Annotated in this window: 21 protein-coding genes; 9 read left to right on the top strand and 12 right to left on the bottom strand. The window is 72.6% G+C overall.

Annotated elements, in window-relative coordinates; translation table 11 throughout:
* Positions 1-30: 30 nt before the first annotated feature.
* On the bottom strand, positions 31-690 hold the full coding sequence (locus tag AB0O28_RS35395) for a ferritin-like fold-containing protein (RefSeq protein WP_363646947.1): 660 nt from the start codon (positions 688-690) through the stop codon (positions 31-33).
* A gap of 455 nt (positions 691-1,145) precedes the next feature.
* Here AB0O28_RS35395 and AB0O28_RS35400 point away from each other — a divergent pair, with 455 nt between their 5' ends.
* From AB0O28_RS35400 to AB0O28_RS35410, 3 genes are all read left to right on the top strand, one after another.
* A complete protein-coding gene (locus tag AB0O28_RS35400) occupies positions 1,146-3,101 on the top strand; it encodes a DEAD/DEAH box helicase (protein ID WP_363646948.1) in 1,956 nt (651 codons plus the stop codon).
* Positions 3,102-3,403: 302 nt separating this feature from the next.
* Positions 3,404-4,288: an alpha/beta hydrolase gene (locus AB0O28_RS35405; RefSeq protein ID WP_363646949.1), complete on the top strand. Its 885-nt coding sequence runs from the start codon at positions 3,404-3,406 to the stop codon at positions 4,286-4,288.
* Positions 4,281-5,210 carry an oxygenase MpaB family protein gene (locus AB0O28_RS35410; RefSeq protein WP_363646950.1) on the top strand — a complete coding sequence of 310 codons (930 nt, stop codon included), beginning with the start codon at positions 4,281-4,283 and terminating at the stop codon, positions 5,208-5,210. The genes AB0O28_RS35405 and AB0O28_RS35410 overlap by 8 nt, the downstream gene beginning before the upstream one ends.
* On the opposite strand, the gene AB0O28_RS35415 is transcribed toward AB0O28_RS35410, so the two are convergent.
* Genes AB0O28_RS35415 through AB0O28_RS35425 form a run of 3 tightly spaced genes read right to left on the bottom strand, consistent with a single transcriptional unit; the run spans position 5,161 to position 7,514 of the window.
* Positions 5,161-6,135 carry a PD-(D/E)XK nuclease family protein gene (locus tag AB0O28_RS35415; RefSeq protein ID WP_363646951.1) on the bottom strand — a complete coding sequence of 325 codons (975 nt, stop codon included), beginning with the start codon at positions 6,133-6,135 and terminating at the stop codon, positions 5,161-5,163. The two genes, AB0O28_RS35410 and AB0O28_RS35415, sit on opposite strands and share 50 nt — an antisense overlap.
* Positions 6,136-6,144: 9 nt before the next feature.
* A complete protein-coding gene (locus AB0O28_RS35420) occupies positions 6,145-6,855 on the bottom strand; it encodes an MBL fold metallo-hydrolase (RefSeq protein ID WP_363646952.1) in 711 nt (236 codons plus the stop codon).
* A 14-nt stretch (positions 6,856-6,869) separates the two neighbouring features.
* Positions 6,870-7,514, bottom strand: a complete 645-nt coding sequence (locus AB0O28_RS35425; RefSeq protein ID WP_363646953.1) for a DUF6758 family protein — start codon at positions 7,512-7,514, stop codon at positions 6,870-6,872.
* Between the two features lie 72 nt (positions 7,515-7,586).
* Between AB0O28_RS35425 and AB0O28_RS35430 the strand changes: the two genes are divergently transcribed.
* Entirely contained in the window at positions 7,587-7,982 is a 396-nt protein-coding gene (locus tag AB0O28_RS35430; RefSeq protein WP_363646954.1) for an NUDIX domain-containing protein, read from the top strand.
* Here the strand turns inward: AB0O28_RS35430 and AB0O28_RS35435 are convergent.
* The 3 genes from AB0O28_RS35435 to AB0O28_RS35445 all read right to left on the bottom strand — a co-directional run bounded on the left by AB0O28_RS35435 (position 7,969) and on the right by AB0O28_RS35445 (position 13,836).
* On the bottom strand, positions 7,969-11,478 hold the full coding sequence (locus AB0O28_RS35435) for a hypothetical protein (protein ID WP_363646955.1): 3,510 nt from the start codon (positions 11,476-11,478) through the stop codon (positions 7,969-7,971). The two genes, AB0O28_RS35430 and AB0O28_RS35435, sit on opposite strands and share 14 nt — an antisense overlap.
* A 135-nt stretch (positions 11,479-11,613) precedes the next feature.
* Positions 11,614-12,828: a CPBP family glutamic-type intramembrane protease gene (locus AB0O28_RS35440; protein ID WP_363646956.1), complete on the bottom strand. Its 1,215-nt coding sequence runs from the start codon at positions 12,826-12,828 to the stop codon at positions 11,614-11,616.
* Between the two features lie 69 nt (positions 12,829-12,897).
* Positions 12,898-13,836 carry a CoA ester lyase gene (locus AB0O28_RS35445; protein WP_363646957.1) on the bottom strand — a complete coding sequence of 313 codons (939 nt, stop codon included), beginning with the start codon at positions 13,834-13,836 and terminating at the stop codon, positions 12,898-12,900.
* 35 nt (positions 13,837-13,871) lie between these two features.
* On the opposite strand from AB0O28_RS35445, the gene AB0O28_RS35450 reads away from it, so the two are divergent.
* Positions 13,872-14,249 (top strand): hypothetical protein, encoded by a 378-nt coding sequence (locus AB0O28_RS35450; RefSeq protein WP_363646958.1) that lies wholly within the window; start codon positions 13,872-13,874, stop codon positions 14,247-14,249.
* Positions 14,250-14,253: 4 nt separating this feature from the next.
* Here the strand turns inward: AB0O28_RS35450 and AB0O28_RS35455 are convergent, their stop codons facing one another.
* A complete protein-coding gene (locus tag AB0O28_RS35455) occupies positions 14,254-15,198 on the bottom strand; it encodes a DMT family transporter (RefSeq protein ID WP_363646988.1) in 945 nt (314 codons plus the stop codon).
* Positions 15,199-15,283: 85 nt separating this feature from the next.
* On the opposite strand from AB0O28_RS35455, the gene AB0O28_RS35460 reads away from it, so the two are divergent.
* Genes AB0O28_RS35460 through AB0O28_RS35470 form a run of 3 tightly spaced genes read left to right on the top strand, consistent with a single transcriptional unit; the run spans position 15,284 to position 18,137 of the window.
* Positions 15,284-16,489 (top strand): CBS domain-containing protein, encoded by a 1,206-nt coding sequence (locus AB0O28_RS35460; RefSeq protein WP_363646959.1) that lies wholly within the window; start codon positions 15,284-15,286, stop codon positions 16,487-16,489.
* The gene (locus AB0O28_RS35465; protein WP_363646960.1) at positions 16,486-16,980 is read left to right on the top strand and encodes a DUF1003 domain-containing protein; all 495 of its coding nucleotides are present in this window, start codon (positions 16,486-16,488) and stop codon (positions 16,978-16,980) included. The genes AB0O28_RS35460 and AB0O28_RS35465 overlap by 4 nt, the downstream gene beginning before the upstream one ends.
* A gap of 17 nt (positions 16,981-16,997) precedes the next feature.
* Positions 16,998-18,137: a P-loop NTPase gene (locus AB0O28_RS35470; RefSeq protein WP_363646961.1), complete on the top strand. Its 1,140-nt coding sequence runs from the start codon at positions 16,998-17,000 to the stop codon at positions 18,135-18,137.
* 6 nt (positions 18,138-18,143) lie between these two features.
* Here AB0O28_RS35470 and AB0O28_RS35475 read toward each other — a convergent pair whose 3' ends face one another.
* From AB0O28_RS35475 to sigE, 4 genes are all read right to left on the bottom strand, one after another.
* Entirely contained in the window at positions 18,144-18,491 is a 348-nt protein-coding gene (locus AB0O28_RS35475) for a sec-independent translocase (RefSeq protein ID WP_363646962.1), read from the bottom strand.
* 107 nt (positions 18,492-18,598) lie between these two features.
* Complete coding sequence (locus AB0O28_RS35480; RefSeq protein WP_363646963.1) at positions 18,599-19,963, bottom strand: trypsin-like peptidase domain-containing protein; 1,365 nt, start codon at positions 19,961-19,963, stop codon at positions 18,599-18,601.
* A gap of 119 nt (positions 19,964-20,082) precedes the next feature.
* On the bottom strand, positions 20,083-20,646 hold the full coding sequence (locus tag AB0O28_RS35485; RefSeq protein ID WP_363646964.1) for a zf-HC2 domain-containing protein: 564 nt from the start codon (positions 20,644-20,646) through the stop codon (positions 20,083-20,085).
* A complete protein-coding gene (gene sigE, locus AB0O28_RS35490; protein WP_363462211.1) occupies positions 20,643-21,251 on the bottom strand; it encodes an RNA polymerase sigma factor SigE in 609 nt (202 codons plus the stop codon). The genes AB0O28_RS35485 and sigE overlap by 4 nt, the downstream gene beginning before the upstream one ends.
* 185 nt (positions 21,252-21,436) lie before the next feature.
* Here sigE and AB0O28_RS35495 point away from each other — a divergent pair, with 185 nt between their 5' ends.
* On the top strand, positions 21,437-22,066 hold the full coding sequence (locus tag AB0O28_RS35495; protein ID WP_363646965.1) for an O-methyltransferase: 630 nt from the start codon (positions 21,437-21,439) through the stop codon (positions 22,064-22,066).

The raw sequence follows: 22,066 nt of genomic DNA on the forward strand, positions 1-22,066 counted from the left end.
GAAGACCGCGGAGGAAGCCGTGCAGGCCGGCTAGGGCCCGGGCGTGAGGCCGAGGGCCGCCATCCGCTTGCCGTGCGCCTCGGTCAGCCTGGCGAACATCCGCCCGACCTCCGCCAGGTCCTCGCCCTCCTCGCCCACCAGCAGGGCGGCGAGTTGCGGCCGGGCGGCGGCGAGCCTCTGCCCCTGGCTCAGCGCCTCGCCGACCATGCGGCGTGCCCACAGCGCGAGGCGGCCGCACAGCCGGGGGTCGGCGTCCAGCGCGGCGCGCACCCGCTCCACCGCGAACTCCCCGCGGCTCTCGTCGGCCAGCACATCGTCCGCCAGGGCGCTGATCGAGGGAGTGGTGTGACGCGCCGCCTCACGGTAGAAGTCGCCCGCGATCCCCACGCCGACGTACGCCTTGATCAGCGCCTCGTACCAGTCCCTGGGCTTGGTCTGAGCGTGCCAGGCGTCGATCGCCTCCGTGAAGGGGGCCATCGCCTCCTCCGGTTCGACGCCGAGCGAGGCCAGCCGATCCCGCAGCGCCCGGAAGTGGCCGTACTCGGTCGCGGCCACGTCCCCGAGGGCTGCCCTGTCGTTGAGCGTCGGCGCCAGCAGGGCGGCGTCCTCGGCCAGCCTGAGGAAGGCGGTGAGCTCGGCGTAAGCGAGAACGCCGAGCAGGTCCACAACCCCTGGAGAGGAATCACTCATGGGTGCAGCGTACGGCTCCCCGGCTCCCCCTCCGGTGCCGCGATCGTCACCGGGCTCCCCTCGGCTCGCCGGGCGACACAGCAAGAGCTTTTAGCGAGAAGACGCAGAAATCGGTTCCGTGTTGTGGTATCGAGTAGACTGCTTCGTGGAAGTGCGACCGCACTGCGTGGATCAGTACGGTGTCGATCACCGTATCGATCCCTGTGTCGATCCGGGGCCACCCCCGGACCCCCAGGAACCACTGGATGCCGCGGTCGCTGATCACGATGAAGGCGCGACTGTCCGCGAGGACCCGGACCGGGGAGGATCTGCCGGCCGGATGTCCCGGAAGGCCGCCTTCGCATTGATTGAGGCAGGCCACGCTGACAACGACGTTCCGAGACCTGGGAGTCATCCCGGAGATCGCCGATGCGCTCGAGACCGAGGGCATCACTTCACCGTTCCCAATTCAGGAGATGGCGCTCCCGCTGGCGCTGGCCGGCCAGGACGTCATCGGACAGGCGCGCACCGGCACGGGCAAGACCTATGCCTTCGGTGTCGCCATGCTCCAGCTCGTCGGCAAGCCGAGGAAGAACCGCAAGAAGCCACGCGGACTCGTCCTCGTCCCCACCCGCGAGCTGGCCCTTCAAGTGACCGAGGACCTGGTCCTCGCCGCCGGCAAGCTGGGCTCGCGCATTCTCACCGTGTACGGCGGGCGCGCGTACGAGCCGCAGATCGAGGCGCTCAAGGCCGGCGTCGACGTGATCGTCGGCACGCCGGGGCGGCTGCTCGACCTGGTCAAGCAGAAGCACCTCGACCTCGGCCAGATCACCATGCTCGTCCTCGACGAGGCCGACCGCATGCTGGATCTCGGCTTCCTCCCGGACATCGAGCGGATCATCAAGCTCGTGCCCGAGGAGCGGCAGACCATGCTGTTCTCGGCGACCATGCCCGGCGAGATCGTCAACCTGTCCCGCCGCTACCTCACCCAGCCGACCCGGGTCCGGGCGGAGAGCAGCACGGCCGAGGCCGAGACGACCACGCTGACGACGCAGCACGTCTACCGCACGCACCGCATGGACAAGATCGAGATCGTGGCCCGTCTGCTGCAGAGCAGGGGCGCCGGGCTCACGATGGTGTTCTGTGAGACCAAGCGGGCCTGCGACATGGTCGCCGAGCAGCTCAAGGACAAGGGCTTCGCGGTGGCGGCCGTCCACGGCGACCTCGGCCAGGGCCAGCGCGAGCAGGCGCTGCGGGCGTTCCGCAGCGGCAAGATCAACGTGCTGGTGGCGACCGACGTCGCGGCGCGCGGCATCGACATCGACGACGTCACCCACGTCGTCAACTACGACTGCCCGCAGGACGAGAAGGCCTACGTCCACCGGATCGGCCGTACCGGCCGGGCGGGCCGCACCGGCGTCGCGGTGACCTTCGTCGAGTGGACCGAGCTGACCCGCTGGAAGGTCATCAACAACGCCCTCTCGCTGGACTTCTCCGATCCCGTCGAGACCTATTCGAGCTCCCCGCACCTGTACGCCGACCTCGACATCCCCGAGGGGACCAAGGGCGTGCTGCCGCGCGCCCAGCGCTCCCGGGCGGGGCTGGAGGCCGAGGAGCTGGAGGACCTCGGCGAGACCGGGCGCTCCCGCTCCCGCGGCAAGTCCCGTCGCGGCGACGCCCGCGACAACACCGAGGAGCGCCGTGAGCGCCCCGCCCGCACCCGCGAGCGGCGACGGACCCGTGGGGGACGCCTTCACGACGCCGACGGGCTCTCCTCCGGGGAGACCGAGGCGCCGGCTCCGGTGGAAACCTCCCTGGAAGGCCCTGTGGAGAGCCCTCTGGAGAGCCCCGTGGAGGCCCCGGCCGCCGAGGCCTCGCCGACGCGCCGTGGGCGCAGGGGCGCCAACACGGCGGCCCTGAGCGGCGCGCTGGCCGACGCCGAGGCCGTACGGCCCCGGCAGGACGGCACGGAGGGCGGCGTGGAGGACCACGCCGAGGCTCCGGTGAGCGGGGAGGCCACGCGGCCCGGTGACGGGCCGGAGCCGGAGGCGGCACCCGCCCGCAGGACCACCCGCCGCGGAACGCGCGCCGCGGACACCGCCGGGCGGGCGCTCCCGGAGGAGCCGGCGGAGGATCGCCCGGCCCGCCGCCGCAGGACCCGCGCCGCGGACACCGCCGACCAGGCGCTCGTGGCGCGGGAGCCGGCCGTGGAGGCGCTCGCGAGCGAGGTCGCCGACGACGAACCGGTCGAACGGCCGGCCGCGAAGGCGGAGCCGGAACCGGAGCGGATCATCCCGGCCAGCCCGTTTATGATCATTTTCAAGTCTCCCGACCTCGCGACCGATGACGACGATCCCGCGCCGTCCGCCGCGAGCGAGCGCGCCCAGCAGCGGCGCCGCCCGCCCCGGCCGCGGCCTCGCCGTACGGGGTGACGGGCCGGCACGGGCCCGCTCGTCGATGAGCACGACCGCAAGGGCAGGGAGGGCACCGGGCGACCGGCGCTCTCCCTGCGCCGTGTTTGGGGGCCGCCTCGCCCCGCAGTGGGTATGACCTGGACAGGAGGCATGCGCAATGACCGTCCGAAACCGGCGTAGTCACTTCGACAGTGTCACCGGGATCTTCCCTGGGTATCGTGATGCCACGTGAGTGAGCGAGCCTTCAGCAGACGGTCCAGGACGTGGGGCCGGTCAGGCCCATCGATTCCCGGGATCCGGGGTGAGGTGGAGGAGGCCTCGTGAGCACGCCACGGTTCCTGACCCTTCCCCCGGGTGTCAGCAGTGAGCAGATCGAGACGCCGCTGGGATCGTTCGCGGCCCTCGAAGCGCTTCCGGTCAGCGGTGTCCCCGAGCGCTGGCCCGCCCTTCTCGTCCCCGGTCTCACCGGGTCGAAGGAGGACTTCATCGCCGTGCTGCAGACGCTGGCGCAGGCCGGCCGCAAGGTGATCGCGGTGGACATGCGCGGGCAGTACGAGACGCCGGGCCCGGACGATCCGGCGGCGTACACCTGCGGGGCCCTCGGCGCGGACATCGAGGCGATCGCGGCGGAGGTGGGCCAGGGTGAGCCCGTCCACCTGCTGGGGCACTCCTTCGGCGGGCTGGTCGCCCGGGAGGCGGCGCTGAACGACGCCGCCAAGCTCGCCTCGCTGACGCTCATGAGCTCGGGGCCGGCGGGCATCGTCGGGCCGCGGGAGCGAATGGGCCGGGTCCTGCTGGCCGAGCTTCCGGAGTACGGCCTCGAGTACATGTGGTCGAACAGGATGGAGCCCGACGCGCTGGCCGCGGGCATCCCCGATGACATCGTCGCGTTCCTGCGCAAGCGGCTGCTCGCCAATCATCCGGCCGGTCTCCTCGCCATGGCGGAGGAGGTCCTGGACGCCCCCGACCGCTGTGCGGAGCTGGCCCGGTGCGGGCTCGACCTCCTCGTCCTGTACGGCGAGCACGACGACGGCTGGCCGCCGCCGCTGCAGGCCGAGATGGCCCGCCGGCTCGACGCGGAGTGCGTCGTGGTCCCGGGGGCGCTCCATTCGCCGGCCGTCGAGGCCCCCGAGACCACCGCGGCGGCCCTGACCCGCTTCTGGAACGCGGCCGAGAGCCGGCTGCTCCAGCACCAGCATGGATGACCCGGTCGCCATGCCCGGCAACGGCGGCCCGACCGTCCAGCCTCCCGAGTCCGTGACATGGCTGGTCCACGTCGACCGGACCATGTGGGTGGCCGGCGTACGCGGCCTGATGCTGCAGGCCCTGCATCCGCTGGCGATGCGGGGCGTGTGGCAGAACTCCAACTTCCGGGAGGACCCCTTCGGGCGGCTGCGCCGTACCGCCGACTTCGTGGGCCGCGTGACGTACGGCAGTCCGGAGGAGGCCGAGGCGATCGGCAGGCGGGTGCGTGCGATCCACCGGGCCCTGCGCATCCGCGACCCCGACACGGGCAGGACGCACCGGGTGGACGACCCCGAGCTGCTGCTGTGGGTCCACTGCGCGGAGGTCATGTCCTACCTGGAGGTCGTCCGCCGCGCGGGCGCCCCGATCACCGACCGGCAGGCCGACGAGTACCTCGCGGAGCAGCGGCGCAGCGCCATGTACGTCGGGCTCCACGCGGACGACGTGCCCGGCTCCGTCGGCGAGATGGACGACTACTTCGCCCGGATGCGGCCGGTCCTGCGGGTCATCCCCGAGTCGGCCGCCGCCGTGCGGTTCCTGCTCTGGCCGCGCCTGCCGGAGAGCATGCGCTTCCTGTCCCCGGCCAAGCCGGTCTACTTCCCGTTCGGCGCGCTGTGCTACTACACGCTGCCCGACTGGGCCCGCCGCCTGTACGGCGCGCTTCCCGAGGTGCCCCAGATCGCGGTCACGGCGGCGTTGCGGGCCTTCCGGCTGACCATGAACACGATCCCCGACTTCGTGCACCAGCAGGTGCTGGACGAGGGCACCAGAGCGATGCTGCGGGCCTCGCGCGAACGCCTGGGCGCCGCCGGATACGACGTCGACAAGGGCCTCAGGGCGCTGGTCGATCCTCGCCGCCATCCCGGCCCTGCGCCGGGCTGAGGCCGGAAGAGCCGGGCGTGTCGGCCAGGCCGTCCCAGGGGAGCCGGTCGGGCGATGCGGCCCGCCCCTCGGGGCAGTGGCGGCGGAAGTCGCACCAGGAGCAGATGGGGCCCGGTTCCGGCGGGAACAGCCGGTCGATCTCGGGCGGCACCGCGAGCGCCCCCGCGCCGTCATCCCGTCTCGGCGCCGGAACGGCGCGCTTGGCGGGCCCGGCCCATTCGCGGTAGGCGTCGTCGGCGTCGGCCGCCTCCGTCGCGATGTCCTCGGCCCTGCGCAGGTGGCGGGCGAGAGACTCGTCGGTGTGCTCCCACTCCGCGACCGTCCCGGTGGGCAGGTGGTGCAACTCCACCCGGTGGCAGGCCCGGCGCATCATGCGGGACGAGGCGATCGCGTAGACGGCCAGCGCGATCGACGAACGGGCGTCGTCGGAGGTCGACGGGCGGCGGCCGGTCTTGTAGTCGACCACGACCAGTTCGTCCCCGCGCCGGTCGAGCCGGTCCACGCGGCCCGAGACGGCGATGACCGACGTACGCGTGGCGACCGTGCGCTCGACGCCCACCGGCTCGTCACCGGGGTCGAGCGTGGCGACGTAGGAGGAGACCATCTCGCGGGCCCGGTCCCGCCACGCGGCCGACTGCTCCTCGTCCCTGAACCCCTCGCGGATCCAGCCGTTGGTGAGCAGCACGGCGGCCATCACCGGCGTACGCCGGTCGTACGGCTCCCGCCACCACGCGGCCAGCGCGTTGTGAACGGAGGCCCCCACGCTGTTGTGCGCCCACGGGGGCCCCTTCTGGGGCGCGGGCCGGTCGAGATAGGTGAAGCGGTAGCGACGCCGGCAGTCGAGCCAGGTGTTCAGGCGCGACGGAGTGCATGTGTAGAGCCGCCTCGGCATGCCGTCGAGGCCGAGCTGCTCTGGCTGCCCCACACCCCGGCCCTACTCGTCGAGGTTCAGCGTGATGCCGGACGCCGCGGTGCCGTCCACGAGCGGCATCGCCGGGTCGGCCTCCTGGGCGCCGGTCAGCGACCCCGACAGCCAGCGGTCGAACTCGGGCTCCAGGTCGCCGATCTTGCCCTCCTCGCCGTGCGCGGGCAGCACCCTCGTCTCGTGCGGCAGCGTGAACAGCCGCTCGCCGATCGAGGTGAGCTGGTCGGCGAGCGCGGGGTACTCCCCGCCGAGCTTGCCGGGGCCGTCCATGAGCAGGGTCTTGCCGGTGAAGACCGCGCCGAGGCCCTCGCAGTAGAGCGAGACCCCGCCCGGCGTGACACCCGGCGTGGAGAGCACCTCCAGCTCGACGTCGGCCACGGAGAACAGTCCCTCGTCCTCCATGTCGATGTCGGGCCAGGTCTCCTCCCACGTCTGCCGCCACAGGCGCTTGTCCTTGGGGTGCACCGCGATCACGGCCTCGTCCCTGGCCGCCACCTCGATCGCGGCGCCCACGTGGTCGGGCAGGCCGTGGGTGCAGATGACGGCGAGGACCTCGCGGTCGCCGACCTTCTCAAGGATCTTGTCGGCGTCCCGCGCCGGATCGATGACGATCACCTCGTCGTCGTCGCCCACGATCCAGGTGTTGTTCTCGACCTTGTGCTCGTCGCCCTCGATGTCCACCAGGCCCGAGCTCACCACTCGTTCGATACGCGCTGTCACGGCTCAGAACCTTACTATCCCTCTCCGTCCAAACGCGGCGAGAAGGCGCCGAAGGGCAGGTCGAGCGCCTGGTCCTGGTCCCGCAGGTCGCGCAGCGACAGGTTGGCCAGCGCGATGAAGCAGCCGGCCTCGACCGGCCAGGCGACCGTCCACAGCCAGTTGCCGAGGGCCTCGCCCACGTAGACGGCCCGGTCCCCCGGCACTCCCCGCCCCGCGCACCACAGCGCCGTCGGATGGCCACGCGCATCGATCTTGGCGTGCGGCGGCCCGGCGTCGAAGCCCGCGCCGGGGTCCGGGCCCGGCAGCCCGGCGTACGCGGCGCCGAGACCGATGCCGGGTTCTTCCGCGATGAGGAGCATGTCGGCGGGACCGTGGGTGACCGACGGGCCGGCGAGCGCGACGACGCTCGCCCTGACACCGGTGCGCTCGTCACCCACCTCGGCGAAGCCGGTCACCAGCCATCCGGAAGGGAGCGGCCACGGGAGCCAGACGGGCACCCTGGCCGCCTCGCACAGGGCCTCCAGAGCGGCCTGCGAGGGCCGCCGGGGCGGCTGGAGGGGCAGGACGTCCCCGTGGGCGTCACAACGCCAGGAACTCGACCAGACGTTAGGTTCGTGCAGCGGCCCGAAGCACCGCGGACAAGTTGGCGCGGTTCTCACAAATATTCACGGTGCTTCCGTGATGTCCATACGTCAAGAGTCTGCCCGTTATCTAGTCGTAATCTTGGTGATGTGCGGTGCATCAGATGTGTGGGGGCGATCGTCGCCGACGCCGAAGGGCGTCTCCTGCTGGTGCGGCGGGGCCGCCCTCCCGGCGAGGGGCTGTGGTCGCTGCCGGGCGGCAGGGTCGAGCCCGGCGAGACCGATGAGCAGGCGCTGCGCCGCGAGCTGCGCGAGGAGACCGGCCTCGACGTCACCGTCGTGCGGCTCGCGGGAACCGTGCTGCGGCCCGCTCCCGGCGGCGCGACCTACGAGATCCACGACTACGTCGCGACGGCCTCGGGCGTGCCGGTCGCCGGGGACGACGCCGCCGACGCCGGCTGGTGGGCGCCGTCCGATCTGGCACGGCTCCCGTTGACCGACGGCCTCGCGGACGCCCTCACCGCATGGGGGATCATCGCCGTGTGACCGTGCTGCGCCAGATCGTCAAGTGATCATCGGCGGACCCGGCCGATCCGCCGACGGCCACGACCCGGTCACCGGAGACCGCCACCGCCCCCAGCCACTGCGACCCCTGACCGCCGAGGCCGTCCTGGGTGAGCGCCTGGCGCGACCAGTCGACCCCGTTCTCGGAGACCCAGGCCGCGCTGTCGCCCTCACCGTCCTCCGCCGACGACCGGTGTGATCCGACGGCGACCAGTCCCCGCCCGGTCGCGGTGACGTCGAGCACCGAGGCGGCGGCGTCGGCGGGCAGCGTGCCGTACTCCCAGCTCGCGCCGTCGTCGGTGGACAGCGCGGAGAACGGGCGGGGGCCGTCCTCGGTCATCGCGGTGCCGACGACCACCACGCCGGCCTCGGTCACGGCCACGTGGCGCAGCCCGGCCGAGGTCGCGTCCGGCGGCAGGATCCGGCCGCGCGCGTTCCAGTTGAGGCCGTCGGAGGAGACCCAGGCCACTCCCGTCTCGCGGTCGGCGGTGCCGGACCCGCCGACCGCCATGAACCCGTGGGGCGTCGCCGTGACGTCGTGCAGGCGCACGCCCGCCCCTCCGGCCGGCATGCTCCCCGGCGCGGAACGGGTGAACCGCTTGAGGTCGGGGCTGAACCACAGGGCGGGCAGCGTCCCGGTCGCGGACCGGTCCTCCCCCGCAAGGACGTAGCCCTTCGGCCCGGCGGCCACCACGCCCGGCGCGAGCAGGAAGTGACCCGCGGGCACCTCGATCGCGGGACCGGGCCGCCAGCTCTTCCCGTCGGCCGAGGTGACCAGCAGCGGCCGGGTCACCGCCGGGTCGGTCGTCGTGCTGCCGACGGCCAGCCATCCCCTGGGTCCGTGCGCCACGCCGCCGAGCGCCTGGCGTCCAGGCCCGCCCAGCAGGTCGGGGAACGCCGCGTCCTTCCAGTTGGCTCCGTTGTTGCCGCTCGTCCAGATCGCGGCGTCGCCGTTGGCCGAGCCCACGGCGACGAACGCGCCTCCGGCGGCGGCGACGTCCGCGATGTCCCTGGCCGTCCGGTTGAGTCCGGCGATCTCCTTGAGCGGCACGGCGCGGGCCGCCTCGCCCTTCCCCGCGGTTATCAGCACGGGCAGGTTCTCGACGTCGCCCGGCCCGCGCTTGTCGCCGCCCGCCACGAGGACCCCGGCGTCGGTGACGGCCAGCCCGCGCAGCGTCCCGGGGATGGCGCCGAGGTCGGCGCTCCTGGTCCACTTGTGCCCGTCCTGGCTGGTGTAGACGGCGTACCGTTCCCAGGCCGACTCGGCGACCGCCGCGACACCCGCCGCCGACGCGGCCAGGCCGCGCACGCCCGTCCCCTCCGCGCCGAGCGGCCCGATCGTGCCGCACTGGGTCCATTCGGCGCCCTCCGGGGAGCAGTAGACCCGGACCTCGCCGCCGTCCGACTTCTGCCGGGTCGGCACGAGCACGAAGCCCTTGCCGGTGGCGGCCAGCGCGCCGGGCTCCGGCCGTACGCCCGCCAGGGCCGCGGCCGTACGCAACCAGGTGCGGCCGCCGTCGTCGGAGCGAAGGACGATCGAGGTCGAGTCGCCGGAGCCCTGGTTGTCGGAGCCCTGGTTGCCGGAGCCCGCGTCGGCCAGTGCCACCACCCGGTCGCCCCGGGCGGCCACCGCCCGCATGGTGCGGACCTTGTCGGGGGTGCCGATCTGGTCGGTGTCCACCCTCGTCCAGCCGATGCCGTCGCGTGACGTCCAGGCGACCGGGCCCGCCGTGCCGTCGCGCAGGGTCGTGGCGCCCACGGCCAGGAAACCGGTCGCGGTCCGCGCCACGTCGGTGATCCTGTCCTGGCTCCAGAACGCGGTCAGCCTGGCGGGGTCCACCGCCGTCCAGGACCGGCCGTCGGAGGAGACCCACATGCCGCGCGAGGCCGGGCCCACGGAGCCGGGCGCGTCGGTTCCGACGGCGAGCCAGCGGCCGTCGCCGCCCGCGACCCTGCCGACCGCACCGGGCGCGGACTCGTACCCCGGGGCGTCGGCCACCCGGCCCGTCTGCCAGTGCTCACCGCCGTCGGCGGACACGAGGAACAGCGGCCGGGCGAGAGGACTCGTCGTGTCGCTGCCCGCCGCCACCACCGTCGCGCCCGCCGCCGCGAACGCGTTGAGCACCTGGCTGGAGCCGTTGCCCGGCAGGCCGGGCGCGGAGAACGCCGCGTCGCCCGACTGGCCGTCACCTGCGGCGAGGCGCAGCCCGGCCGTGGACGGGCCGCCGGTCCACCACCTGACGACGGCCACGCCCAGCGCGGCGGCCGCGACGAGGACCACGGCGACCACCGCCGCGGGAACCAGCCGGGGAAGCCGTACGGGTAACCGGGGGGAGAACCGCCGGACCGGCAGCACCCGCCTGTGGCGGCGTCCGCCGCCCGGCCGGGGCGGGCCGACGGCCACGAGCACGTCGCGCCGGGCCGGACGGCCCCCGGGCGGGCGCCCGATGCGCTCGACCGGCTCATCCTGGCGGCTCCCCGGCCCCTCGTGCTCGGGCCCGTGCTCGTGCTCGGGCTCGGGCTCGACCGGGATCTCGGGGCTCATGCGGATGCCGCCGGACTCCCCGGCCTCACGCGGCTCCGCGGGCTCGTACGGCCACCCGAAGCCGTGACGCGAGGCGGGCTCGGGCGGCGTGTGCGCCCAGACGTGCTCCCCCCGCTCGTCGCGACCCTGATCGTCGCGATCCTGATCGCCGGGGGCCTGCTCGCGCAGCGGCCTCGACGGGGGAGTGTCGATCTCGGGGGCGCCCGGCCCGTCCGGGTTCTCCCGCGGAATCTGGGCACGCCTCGACCGGGGCGGGCCGGAGGCGACCAGCTTGTCCGGCCGGTTCACGATCCGGCGGGGCCGGCCCTCCTCCTGCGACGGGGGCGCCGCCTCCCCCGCCGACCTGGCACCCTCGCCGTGCCAGGTCGTGGAGGTGGGCGCGGGGCCGGGCGGCCCCGCGTCGCCCGGCTCACCGGGATCTCCGGGACTTCGTGGGGTGGAGCGGCTGTGGCGCGGTTCCTGCGTCCCCTGCTCCCCTGTTCCGTGCTCCCCTGGCCCGTGCTCCCCTGTTCCGTAGGGCGCCGCGTACGGCCTGCGCCCGGCCCGGGGACCGCGGTCGCGTGGGTCGTCCGCCGTGGGGCGCGGCGCCCAGGCGTCCGGCGTGGCGGACGGGTCCGCGGGCCGATCCCGGCCGCCGCCCGGCTGACCGCCGCGTAAGTCCGGGCCGTGTAAGTCCGGGCCGCGTAAGTCCGGGTCGTGTAAGTCCGGGTCGCCCGCGTCCTCGGGTATGGCGTCCTCAGGTATGGGGGCGGCGAATGGAGGCAGCGCCCACGGTGACGGGGCGGGCGGCCGGTGGTGCAGCTCCGGCGGGGGCAGGGAGGCGGACGGGGGCGTGGGAGGGGTCGCCGCAGGGCGTCGCGACTCCCGCGCACCCGGCGCGTCCTGCTCGTCGGCGGCGCGCCGGCGGTCGCGCTCGTGGGGGCCCGAGGCCACGGTCAGTACCTCCTCCCCAGAGGGGTCGATCCGGACCGTTCCACCTGTGGTACGGCAAAGCGATCACAGTGATACCCCATCACGGATACAGAGCAACACGGGAAGAGCCTGCGGACCATACCTCTCTAGTGAGATTTATCGGGAGAGGGTCTGAATTGCCCACTTTCGGGCGATTATCAGCACGCCGATGCCGAAAACCGCGAACTGGACGGCCGATCCGATCAGCGCCTCCCACGGCACCTCGCCCTGTTCCATCGCGCTGCCCATGTCCCCGGAGGCCGCGACGACTCCGAACGCCACGATGTTGTTGGTCGCGTGCAGGGCGATCGGCGCCTCCAGCCCGCCGGTCCGGACCGCCAGCCACCCCATGAGCATGCCGAACGCGAAGACGTAGACGATTCCCCAGCCCGTGTACCCGTGTGAGGCGGCGAAGGCCGCCGCTCCCACCACGATCGCCGGCCACGGGTTACGCAGGTACGCCCCGAAGCCCTGGATGATCCACCCGCGGTAGGCGTACTCCTCGGCCGCCGACTGGAACGGCACCAGCAGCAGGATCAGGATGATGGCCGGGAGGAACCGCTCCCAGCCCGCCCAGCGGAATCCGGGATCCACCCCGGCGGACATCAGCGTCACCGCCTCGACCGCCTGACCGAGCACGACCGCCACCAGCGCGACCAGCAGGCAGGCCCCCAGCCACCGCCACCGCAGCCGCAGGGCCACCGACGACAGCGACCCCGGCGGTCTTCGCTGGAACAGCCACGCCGCGCCGAGCACCAGCGGCAGCAGCAGCGCGATGACCCCCAGCTGGAATCCGAGGTCGAGGACGGGGTCGGCGAACAGCCGGGTCCCCGTCCGCACCATGGGCACGCCCGTGACCAGCGAGACCAGGAAGGCCACCAGCCCGACGACGATCGAGAGCGCCAGGAAGGCCACGATGATCGCCGCGGTCCCGGCGATCGGCCGCCACCAGCGGTGCAACGGCGTACGGGCCAGGCGGTCGTAACGGGTGCCGGGCGGGGGCGGGACGTCCCAGCGGGTACGCGGAGGCGGCCCCCACGGATAGGGCCCCGGATACTGCCCGGGATAAGGCCCCTGGTACGCGCCCGGCGGCCGTCCGCCGGGCTGTTGCTGCTGTCCCGGTGACCAGGGCTGGGGCCCGATCGCCGGGTGCGGCAGCGGCTGCGGCGGACCGGCAGGCCAGGCCGTCCCTCCCGCGTACGGCCCGGGCGCCAGGTAGGGACCGGGCATCTGGGTCCCTCCGCCGGCCTGATCCGGGCCCGGCGCCTGGTGCCGGCCCGGCGGCGTGGCCGGCGGGGAGGGGACGGCCGGATCCGGCTGTGGTTCGTTCATGTGTCCATTCTTCGCGTCCCCCGCCCGCCCTCGCGCGACGCCCCCGGCCCTGTGCCCTGCCGCGGGCGATCAGCCGGGCGGGCTGAAGGCGCTGGAGCGGGAAAGGCCGGCGGCACGGCCCTTCGCGGCCACCACCAGGGCCATCTTCCGCGACGCCTCGTCGATCATCTCGTCCCCCAGCATGACCGCGCCCCGCTTCTCGACCGTCGTGTGGTACTCGTACGCGTCGAGGATGAGCTCGGCGTGGTCGTAGTCCTTCTGCGACGGAGAGAAGACCTCGTTGGCCGCCTCCACCTGCGACGGGTGGAGCACCCACTTGCCGTCGAACCCCAGCGCGGCCGAGCGCATCGCCACCCGGCGGAAGCCGTCCAGGTCGCGGATCTGCAGGTATGGCCCGTCGATCGCCTGGAGGCCGTGCGCGCGGGCGGCCATCAGGATGCGCATGAGGATGTAGTGGTAGGCGTCCCCTTCGCCGTAGCCGGGGGGCTGCTCGCCCACGGTCAGCGTGCGCATGCCGATCGAGGCCATGAAGTCGGCGGGGCCGAAGACCAGCGTCTCCAGCCGGGGCGAGGATGCCGCGATGTCGTCCACGTTGACCAGGCCCCGGGCGTCCTCGATCTGCGCCTCGATGCCGATGCCGCCCTCGGGCAGGCCGGTGGCCCGCTCGATCTGGCCGAGGAGGGTGTCGAGCCAGGCCACGTGGGAGGCGTCGGAGACCTTCGGCAGCATGAGGCAGTCGAGCCGGTCGCCCGCGCCCTCGACGACCTCGATGACGTCCCGGTAGGTCCACCGGGTGGTGAGGTCGTTGACCCGGACGACGACCGTCCTCCCCGTCCAGTCGCCCTCCCTGAGCGCGGCGACGACGTTGCGGCGCGCCGCGTCCTTGGCGCCGGGGGCGACGGAGTCCTCCAGGTCGAGGAAGATCTCGTCGGCGGCGAGGCCCTGGGCCTTCTCCAGGAAACGCGGGTTGCTGCCGGGCACCGCCAGGCACGAACGTCGAGCGCGCATGGGCCAACGGTAGCGCGGTGCATAGGCTGTCCCTCATGACCCTGTCGGTGATCGAAGAGGGCGCGAAGAAGTCCAATGTGCTGTGGCTCGGCCTGCCGTCCGGACCGCGGCTGGCCTGGCATGTCTGGCACGACGGCGCGGTCTACGTGGTGACCGGCGGCGAGGAGCAGTCCCTGCCCGGCCTGTCCGAGGTCGCGGCCGGGCGGGGTGAGATCGAGGTCGTGCTGCGCAGCAAGGACAACGGCGCCGAACTCGTCCGTTTCCCGGCCGTCGCCGAGGTGGTGGACCAGGCGGCCGCCCCCGAGGCCGTGGCCGCGCTGGCCAAGGAGCGTCTCAACGCCCGCGACGCCGCCGGCCTGACCGCCCGCTGGGCCGAGCGGTCCACCGTCGTACGGCTCGTCCCCCGCATCTGAACACTCAGACGCGTACGGTCTCGGCCACCTCGGCGGCGTGGTGCTCCGGACCGAGCCGTACGGTCGCGGTCTGGGCCAGCAGGGCCCCGGCGAGGACGATCACGCCTCCGGCGATCTGGGCGGCTCCCAGGCGCTCGCCGAGCAGCACCCAGGCGATCACCGCTCCCGCGATGACCTCCACCGACGCGACCGTCGCGCCGACCGCGGCCGACAGCCGCCGCACGGCGGTCACCCCGGTCGTGTACGCGATCACGGTGGCCACCACGACCAGCACCACGCCGGCCGCGGCGACGGGGACCGTGTGCCCGGAGACCTCGACGGCGCGGGTGAAGGCGGGCCAGTCGATGTTCCAGGGCCTGGAGACGGGCAGCAGGACCACCGCCGAGCCGAGCATGCCCCAGCCGATCAGGCCAAGGCTGTCCACGTCGTCCCCGAATGAGTCGCTCATCAGGAAGTATCCGGCGCAGCAGGCGGCGGCGATCAGAGCGAGCAGCAGCCCGAGCGCGTCGAGGCGCAGCCCCTCCCAGACCTGCACGACGATCGCCAGGCCGACGATCGCGATCAGCGCCCCCAGGTAGGCCGAGCGCGGCAGTCGTACGCGCCGGACGAACCGCACCCACAGGACCACCATCACCGGCGAGGTGTACTCGATCAGCAGCGCGACGCCGACCGGCAGCCGGGTGATGGCCACGAAATACAGGGCCTGCACGGCGGCCACGGCGACCACGGCGTACGCCGCGAAGAACAGCAGGCGGTCGCGGGGAATGCGCAGCGCGCGCGGCCTGACGGCGGCCAGGACCGCCAGCAGGAGCACCCCGGCCCCCGCCATGCGGATCCACACGGCCTCCAGCGGCGTGAGCCCCGCCATGCCCATGATCTTCGCCATCGGTCCGGAGAACCCGAAGCAGAAGGCCGAGACGCCCGCGATCGCCAGGCTGACAGCCCTCATCGTCACCTGCCCATGTAATTACCAATAAACGGCTTTGATCCTGTCATAACACCGAGCGGTACGCATCCTTGCGTAACCTGACAGGGTGGATCGGATCTTCGTCGCCCGCCTGGCGGGGCTGGCGGTCTTCGACCCGGCCGGCGACCAGATCGGCCGGATCCGGGACGTCGTCGTCTCGCTGCGCGGGCCGTTGCTCCCCCGGGTCCACGGCTTCGTCGTCGAGGTCCAGCCACGCCGCCGGGTCTTCCTGCCGATCACGAGGGTCACCGGCATCGAGGCCCGCGCCGTCATCTTCACCGGCAAGCTCAACATGCGCAGGTTCGAGTGCCGGGACGCCGAGACGCTGGCCATCGGGGAGATGCTCGACCGCGTCGTCGAGTACAAGGGCGAGCGGGTGACCGTGCAGGACCTGGCCATGGAGCAGCCGCGGCCGTCCGACTGGCTGATCACCAAGGTCGCGGTACGCCGCGGGAAGCGGCGCAGGGGCGAGACGCTGATCGTGGACTGGGACGAGGTCACGGGCTTCGCCGGGATCCAGAAGGACCAGGGCGCGGCCAACCTGCTCGCCGTCTTCGAGGCGCTGCGCCCGGCCGACCTCGCGAACATGCTGCACGAGCTGCCCAGCAAGCGGATGGCCGAGGTCGCCGCGGCGCTGGACGACGACCGGCTCGCCGACGTGCTGGAGGAGCTGCCCGAGCGCGACCAGGTGCTCGTGCTGAGCAGGCTGCACCGGGAGCGCGCCGCCGACGTGCTGGAGGAGATGAGCCCGGACGACGCCGCCGACCTGCTGCAGGAGCTGCCCGCCGAGCAGGCCGAGGGGCTGCTGCGGCTCATGGTGCCCGAAGAGGCCGCGCCGGTGCGACGGCTGCTGACCTACGGGGAGTACACCGCCGGCGGCATGATGACGACCGAGCCGGTCGTCCTCCCGCCGACCTCGACCGTGGCCGAGGCCCTCGCGCACATCCGCCAGCAGGAGCAGACCCCCGCCATCGCCGCCCAGGTGTACGTCACCCGCCCGCCGAGCGAGACGCCGACCGGGCGCTTCCTGGGGGTGGCGCATTTCCAGCGCCTGCTGCGGGAGCCGCCGTCGACGCTGCTCGGCAGCGTGATAGACATCACCGTGGACCCGATCAGGCCCGAACTCACCGTGCACGAGGTGGCGGCCTACCTCGCCACCTACAACCTGGTCGCGGTCCCCGTCGTGGACGAGCTGTGCCGGCTGCTCGGCGCGGTGACCGTCGACGACGTGCTGGACCACATGCTGCCGGAGGACTGGCGGGAACGCCCATGACAGAACGCCTCGATCAGCCGCGCGAGCTGACCCCCCGGCTGCGGATCTACTACGATCCCGAGGCGTTCGGCGAGTTCTCGGAACGGTTCGCGCGCTTCCTCGGCACGGCACGGTTCATCGTCTACATGACCGTGTTCGTCGGGGTGTGGTTGCTGTGGAACGTGTTCGCGCCGTACAAGTTCGACCCCTATCCGTTCATCTTCCTGACCCTGATGCTCTCGCTCCAGGCGTCGTACGCCGCGCCGCTGATCCTGCTGGCGCAGAACCGGCAGGCCGACCGCGACCGCGTCCAGTACGAGCAGGACAGGACGACGGCCGAGCGCAACCAGGCCGAGATCGAGTACCTCACCCGGGAGATCGCCGGCCTGCGCATGGCGCTCGGCGAGGTCGCCACGCGCGACTACATCCGCTCCGAGCTCCAGCGTCTGCAGGACGAGCTGAGCGCCGATACGCCTAGATCGCGTGGGCCGGGTTCTGAGGATTCCCGCTGAGTCCATAGCATGGATTCATGGCACCATCCCCTGAACTGGTCATGGCCGCGCTGGCGACGGTGAACGATCCGGAGATCCGCCGGCCGATCACCGAGCTCGGCATGGTCAAGAACGTCGACATCTCCCCCGACGGGGTGGTGCGCGTTGGCGTGCTCCTGACCGTCGCCGGCTGTCCGCTGAAGGACACCATCACCCGCGACGTCACCGGAGCCGTGTCCCGGATCGACGGCGTGTCCCGTGTGCACGTGGACATGGACGTCATGAGCGCGGAGCAGCGCAAGGAACTGCAGACGAAGCTGCGCGGCGACCGCGGGCCGGAGAAGGAGATCCCCTTCGCCAAGCCCGGCTCGCTGACCCGCGTGTTCGCGGTCGCGAGCGGCAAGGGCGGCGTCGGCAAGTCGTCGGTCACGGTGAACCTCGCCGCCGCGATGGCCGCCCAGGGCCTGAAGGTCGGCGTCGTGGACGCCGACATCTACGGTCACTCGGTGCCGCGCATGCTCGGCGTGAGCGAGCGGCCCACCAAGGTCGAGGACATGATCATGCCGCCGGTGGCGCATGACATCAAGGTCATCTCGGTCGGCATGTTCAAGCCCGAGGGCAACACGCCGGTGGTGTGGCGCGGCCCGATGCTCGACCGTGCGCTCTACCAGTTCCTCACCGACGTCTACTGGGGCGACCTCGACGTCCTGCTGATGGACCTGCCCCCGGGCACCGGCGACATCGCGATCTCGGTCGCCCAGCGGATGCCCACGGCCGAGATCCTGGTCGTGACGACCCCTCAGCAGGCCGCCGCCGAGGTGGCCGAGCGCGCCGGGTCGATCGCCGCCCAGACTCACCAGCAGATCGCGGGCGTCATCGAGAACATGGCGTGGCTGCCCTGCCCGCACTGCGACGAGCGCATCTCGGTGTTCGGCGAGGGCGGCGGCCAGACCGTGGCCGACGCGCTCACCCGCACGCTGGGCGCGCGCGTGCCGCTGCTCGGTCAGGTGCCGATCGACATGCGGCTGCGTGAGGGCGGCGACGAGGGCAAGCCGCTCGTGCTGACCGACCCCGACGCCCCGGCGGCCGCGGAGCTGCGCCGGATCGCGTCCGGCCTCGGCAGGAAGCCGACCAGCCTCAAGGGCCTGAAGCTCGACATCTCGCCGGTCAAGCACTGACCCGGATCAGGTCGCCTCGTTGTCGTACGGCGGGATCTCCCCCACGCCCAGCTCCGGCGTGGGGGCCGCCGCCGGCTCCGTCTCCAGTCCCGGCGTGGCGTTCCAGTCCTTCTCGATGTCGTCGAGCAGGTGTTTGCGCACGAAGTTCTTCGGATTGAGGTCGGCCGGGTCGAAGTTGGCGAACTCGGGCCCCATGTTGGCCTGCAGGTCCGCCTTCGCGTTGTTGGCCATCTGCCGGAGCTGCCGAAGCGTGCGGCCCGCCTGCGAGGCGGCCTGAGGCAGCTTCTCCGGCCCGAAGACGAGCAGGGCGATCACCACCAGTGCCAGGGCCTCCCCCCAGCCGAGTCCGAACATGGCGATCTCCTCCTGCACGTGCGACGCTGAAATCAGACTAATGCCCGCGCCCCAAGCTGTGGACAGGGGACGCCCTGCTTCATGGGCCCTGCTTCATGGGCCCTGCTTCATGAAGGCCGCGCGCTGGGCGCCGGCGCCGCGCCGACCGTGACCGTGGCCGTCCGCATCTCGCCGTCGTGCCGGAATTTGATTCGCACCTGGTCGCCGGGGGCCTTGCTGCGGATGGTCACGATCAGCTCCCGGCTGTCGCTCACGGGCTGGCCGTCGACCTCCAAGATGACGTCCCCCGCGCGCAGGCCCGCCTTCGCGGCCGGGCCGCCCGGCGTGACCGGCGCGGCCCCGGCCTCCGCCCGGGTCGCGATCCGCACCCCCTGGCCCTGGTAGCCCTGGTCGATCGTGATCCCGATCCTGGAGGTGCGGGCCGTTCCCGTGGTGATGAGCTCCTGGGCGATCCTGCGCACCTGGTTCACCGGGATCGCGAAGCCGAGGCCGATGCTGCCGGACTGCTCGCCCAGCAGGGAGCCGCCGACCGTGGCGATCGCCGAGTTCACCCCGATCACCTCACCCGCGGTGTTGACCAGGGGGCCGCCCGAGTTGCCGGGGTTGATGGCGGCGTCGGTCTGGATCGCGTTGATGAGCGCGTAGTCGGACCCCGTGCTGCCGCCCGCCTCGACGGGCCGGTTGAGCGAGCTGATGATGCCGGTGGTGACCGTGCCGCTCAGGCCGAGGGGCGAGCCGACCGCGATGACCGGGTCGCCCACGACCGCGCCGTCGGAGTTGCCGAGGGGCAGCTCCGGCGCCTTGGCGGGCGCGTCGGGCTTCACGACCGCGATGTCGGAGTTCGGGTCGCGGCCGACGACACGCGCCCCCGAGGATGTGCGGTCGTTGTAGCGGATGCGGATCTCCCCGGCCTGTCCCGCGACGGCCACGACATGGTTGTTCGTGACGATGTAGCCGCCCCTGATGACGAAGCCCGATCCGGTGCCGGACTCGCTGTTGCCCTTGACCTCCAGCGACACCACGCTGGGCAGGACCTTGGCGGCCACCCCGGCCACCGACTCCGGCGGCCGGGCCGTGGGCTGCTTCGACGGAGTGCTCAGCGCGTATCCGGGGTCGATGCCGGGGGCCGGACGCGTCATCAGGAACGTCCCCCAGCTCGCCACCCCCGCCGCCACGAGCGCGATGACCACGGCCAGGGCGGCGTACAGCGCGATGTTGGGGCCGCGCGACTCGCGCGGCGGCGCGACGGGATACAGCGGCGGCGGAGCCCAGCCGGGGCCCATGCCGTACGCGCCGGTGGGAGGCGGAGGGCCGGCCTGTGCCCCCTCCCGTGCCCCCTCCTGCGGTCTCTCCCCGGGGGCGCCCCACGAGCCCGCAGACGGCTCCTGAGAGGGCCCCTGCGGGGGCTCCTCGCCCGCGGGAAGGAACTCGGGCCGGTCCGACGCGCCGAAGGGTCGCGTGTTGTCGGTCATCGCGGCAGTCACTCCTCGCGCACGGCGTCATCCGCTGGCAGCCGGGCGGCCATGCCGGCGACCATGAGGAAAGCGGCACACGACGGCTGTGGTGTCCGATCGTATGCCGATTCCTCCGATCAGCGCGAAAGCCCCCTGGTGACACTGGGTGACGGGGTGGGCGACACGCTCACCACGGGTGCCCTGTTCTGGCCGGGGTGCTGTACGAACATCTGCCCGGGCGTCGGGTTGGGGGTGGCTGTGGATCCGCCGGCCATGAGCATGGTGCCGAGGGCGACGGCGGCGCCGGCCATTCCCACGGCGACGTACCCCGCGCGTCTGATCCTGCCGGGCCGCCCCGGGCCCGATCGTCCGTCGTCCCGTCCCCGGGGCCGGTTGTCCATCGGCCCGGCGGCGTGCATTCCGGGCAGCCGCCCCGCGCCGAAGGCCGGATGGTCGGGAAAGGGCCGCATCCGCGGCGGCAACGGCCCTCCCGGCTCCGCCATGCGCAGCAGCGACATGGTGAGGTCCGCCGGCATGGCGGGCGGATCCATGGACCGCAGGCGTGTCTTCAGCGCCCGCATCGCGTCGACCTCCGCACGGCAGTCCGCGCAGAAGGTCAGGTGCGCGAGGGCGCGTTCCCGCTCGTTGTGACTGAGTTCGCCGTCGATGAGCGCGGAGACGCGCTCGCCAAGATGACTCACAGTCCCTCCCTGCTGAATGAAGGGGGGGTTTGATCGCCGTTCCGGTTCGCGGAGGGCGCCCGGTGGTCGAGTGCCTCCCGCAGTTGGGCGCGGCCGCGGTGAATGCGGCTGCGCACCGTGCCGAGTTTCACGCCGAGTGTCGCGGCGATCTCCTCGTAGGACAGTCCCTCGATGTCGCACAGCACCACGGCCGCGCGGAACTCCGGCGCCAGGGCGTCGAGCGCGGCCTGGATGTCGGGCTCCAGGTGCGCGTCGTCGTACGCCTGCGCCGGGGACGGCTCGCGGCCGCGCAGCCGCTCGGCGGCGTCGTCCGCGAGCCCCTCGAAGCGGATGCGCTGCTTGCGCCGCGCCATGTCGAGGAAGAGGTTCGTCGTGATCCGGTGCAGCCACCCCTCGAACGTGCCCGGGGTGTAGCTGGAAAGGGACCGGAAGACCCGGACGAAGACCTCCTGAGTGAGGTCCTCGGCGTCGTGGACGTTGCCCGTCAGCCGATAGGCCAGCCGGTAGACCCGGGCGGAATGAGTTCGGACGACCTCCTCCCATGTGGGAGGCGTCCAGTCGGACACCGAAGTCTCCGCCTGGTGGTCGTGCTCGTCCACCGGCATTCCTCTCTGCAGGATCGTCGCTACAGCCATAGTGCCTGGTTTCGCCCCTTCCTGCGCACCGCGGGCTGAGCGGTCTCGAACAAAGACCGTTCAAAGCGTGCAACGTCCCCGTTGTGGCGTGAGTTCCCGTTCCGGTCCGACTCCCCTAGGCTGCGACCAAGATGAAGCAGGGGAGGGAGAGGCCGATGGCGACACCGGCCAGCCTGGAGTACGCGGAGGAGTTCGTCCCGGAGGACGACATCCTGCGGACCGCGCGCCGGCGTGGCATCGAGGTCGGAGCGCGCCCGATGCTGCCCGGGTGCGGAGCGGCGCTCTGCTTCCTCGCCACCGTCGTGAACGCGCGCTCGGTGGTGGAGGTCGGCACCGGGTGCGGAGTCTCCGGCCTGTGGCTGCTGCGCGGGATGCGCCCGGACGGCACGCTCACGAGCGTGGACGTGGAGCCGGAGCACCAGCGCATGGCTCGCCAGACGTTCGCGGAGGCGGGATTCTCCGGCAGCCGGATCCGCCTCATCGGCGGCCGCGCGCTCGACGTCCTCCCCCGCCTCGCCGACGGCGGCTACGACATGGTCTTCTGCGACGCGGCCAAGCAGGAGTACATCGACTACCTCACCGAGTCCGTACGGCTCCTGCGCCGGGGCGGGGTCGTCGTCTTCGGCGACGCCTTCTGCGACGACCAGGTGGCCGACCCCACGCAGCGCGACCCCGACACGGTCGCCATCCGCGAACTGGGCAAGCTCGTCAGGAACGACGAGCGGCTGCGCCCGCTGATGCTGCCGCTCGGCTCCGGCCTGCTGGCCGCCGTGAAACTTTCCTGA

It is taken from the genome of Microbispora sp. NPDC088329 (assembly GCF_040685655.1).
In the GTDB taxonomy this organism is placed as follows: domain Bacteria; phylum Actinomycetota; class Actinomycetes; order Streptosporangiales; family Streptosporangiaceae; genus Microbispora.

Coding starts and splice junctions, on each gene's coding strand:
- AB0O28_RS35395 (WP_363646947.1), bottom strand. CDS start 690: ATGAGTGATTCCTCTCCAGGGGTTGTGGACCTGCTCGGCGTTCTCGCT.
- AB0O28_RS35400 (WP_363646948.1), top strand. CDS start 1,146: ATGGCGCTCCCGCTGGCGCTGGCCGGCCAGGACGTCATCGGACAGGCG.
- AB0O28_RS35410 (WP_363646950.1), top strand. CDS start 4,281: ATGGATGACCCGGTCGCCATGCCCGGCAACGGCGGCCCGACCGTCCAG.
- AB0O28_RS35440 (WP_363646956.1), bottom strand. CDS start 12,828: ATGAACGAACCACAGCCGGATCCGGCCGTCCCCTCCCCGCCGGCCACG.
- AB0O28_RS35445 (WP_363646957.1), bottom strand. CDS start 13,836: ATGCGCGCTCGACGTTCGTGCCTGGCGGTGCCCGGCAGCAACCCGCGT.
- AB0O28_RS35450 (WP_363646958.1), top strand. CDS start 13,872: ATGACCCTGTCGGTGATCGAAGAGGGCGCGAAGAAGTCCAATGTGCTG.
- AB0O28_RS35455 (WP_363646988.1), bottom strand. CDS start 15,198: ATGAGGGCTGTCAGCCTGGCGATCGCGGGCGTCTCGGCCTTCTGCTTC.
- AB0O28_RS35465 (WP_363646960.1), top strand. CDS start 16,486: ATGACAGAACGCCTCGATCAGCCGCGCGAGCTGACCCCCCGGCTGCGG.
- AB0O28_RS35470 (WP_363646961.1), top strand. CDS start 16,998: ATGGCACCATCCCCTGAACTGGTCATGGCCGCGCTGGCGACGGTGAAC.
- AB0O28_RS35475 (WP_363646962.1), bottom strand. CDS start 18,491: ATGTTCGGACTCGGCTGGGGGGAGGCCCTGGCACTGGTGGTGATCGCC.
- AB0O28_RS35480 (WP_363646963.1), bottom strand. CDS start 19,963: ATGACCGACAACACGCGACCCTTCGGCGCGTCGGACCGGCCCGAGTTC.
- sigE (WP_363462211.1), bottom strand. CDS start 21,251: ATGCCGGTGGACGAGCACGACCACCAGGCGGAGACTTCGGTGTCCGAC.
- AB0O28_RS35495 (WP_363646965.1), top strand. CDS start 21,437: ATGGCGACACCGGCCAGCCTGGAGTACGCGGAGGAGTTCGTCCCGGAG.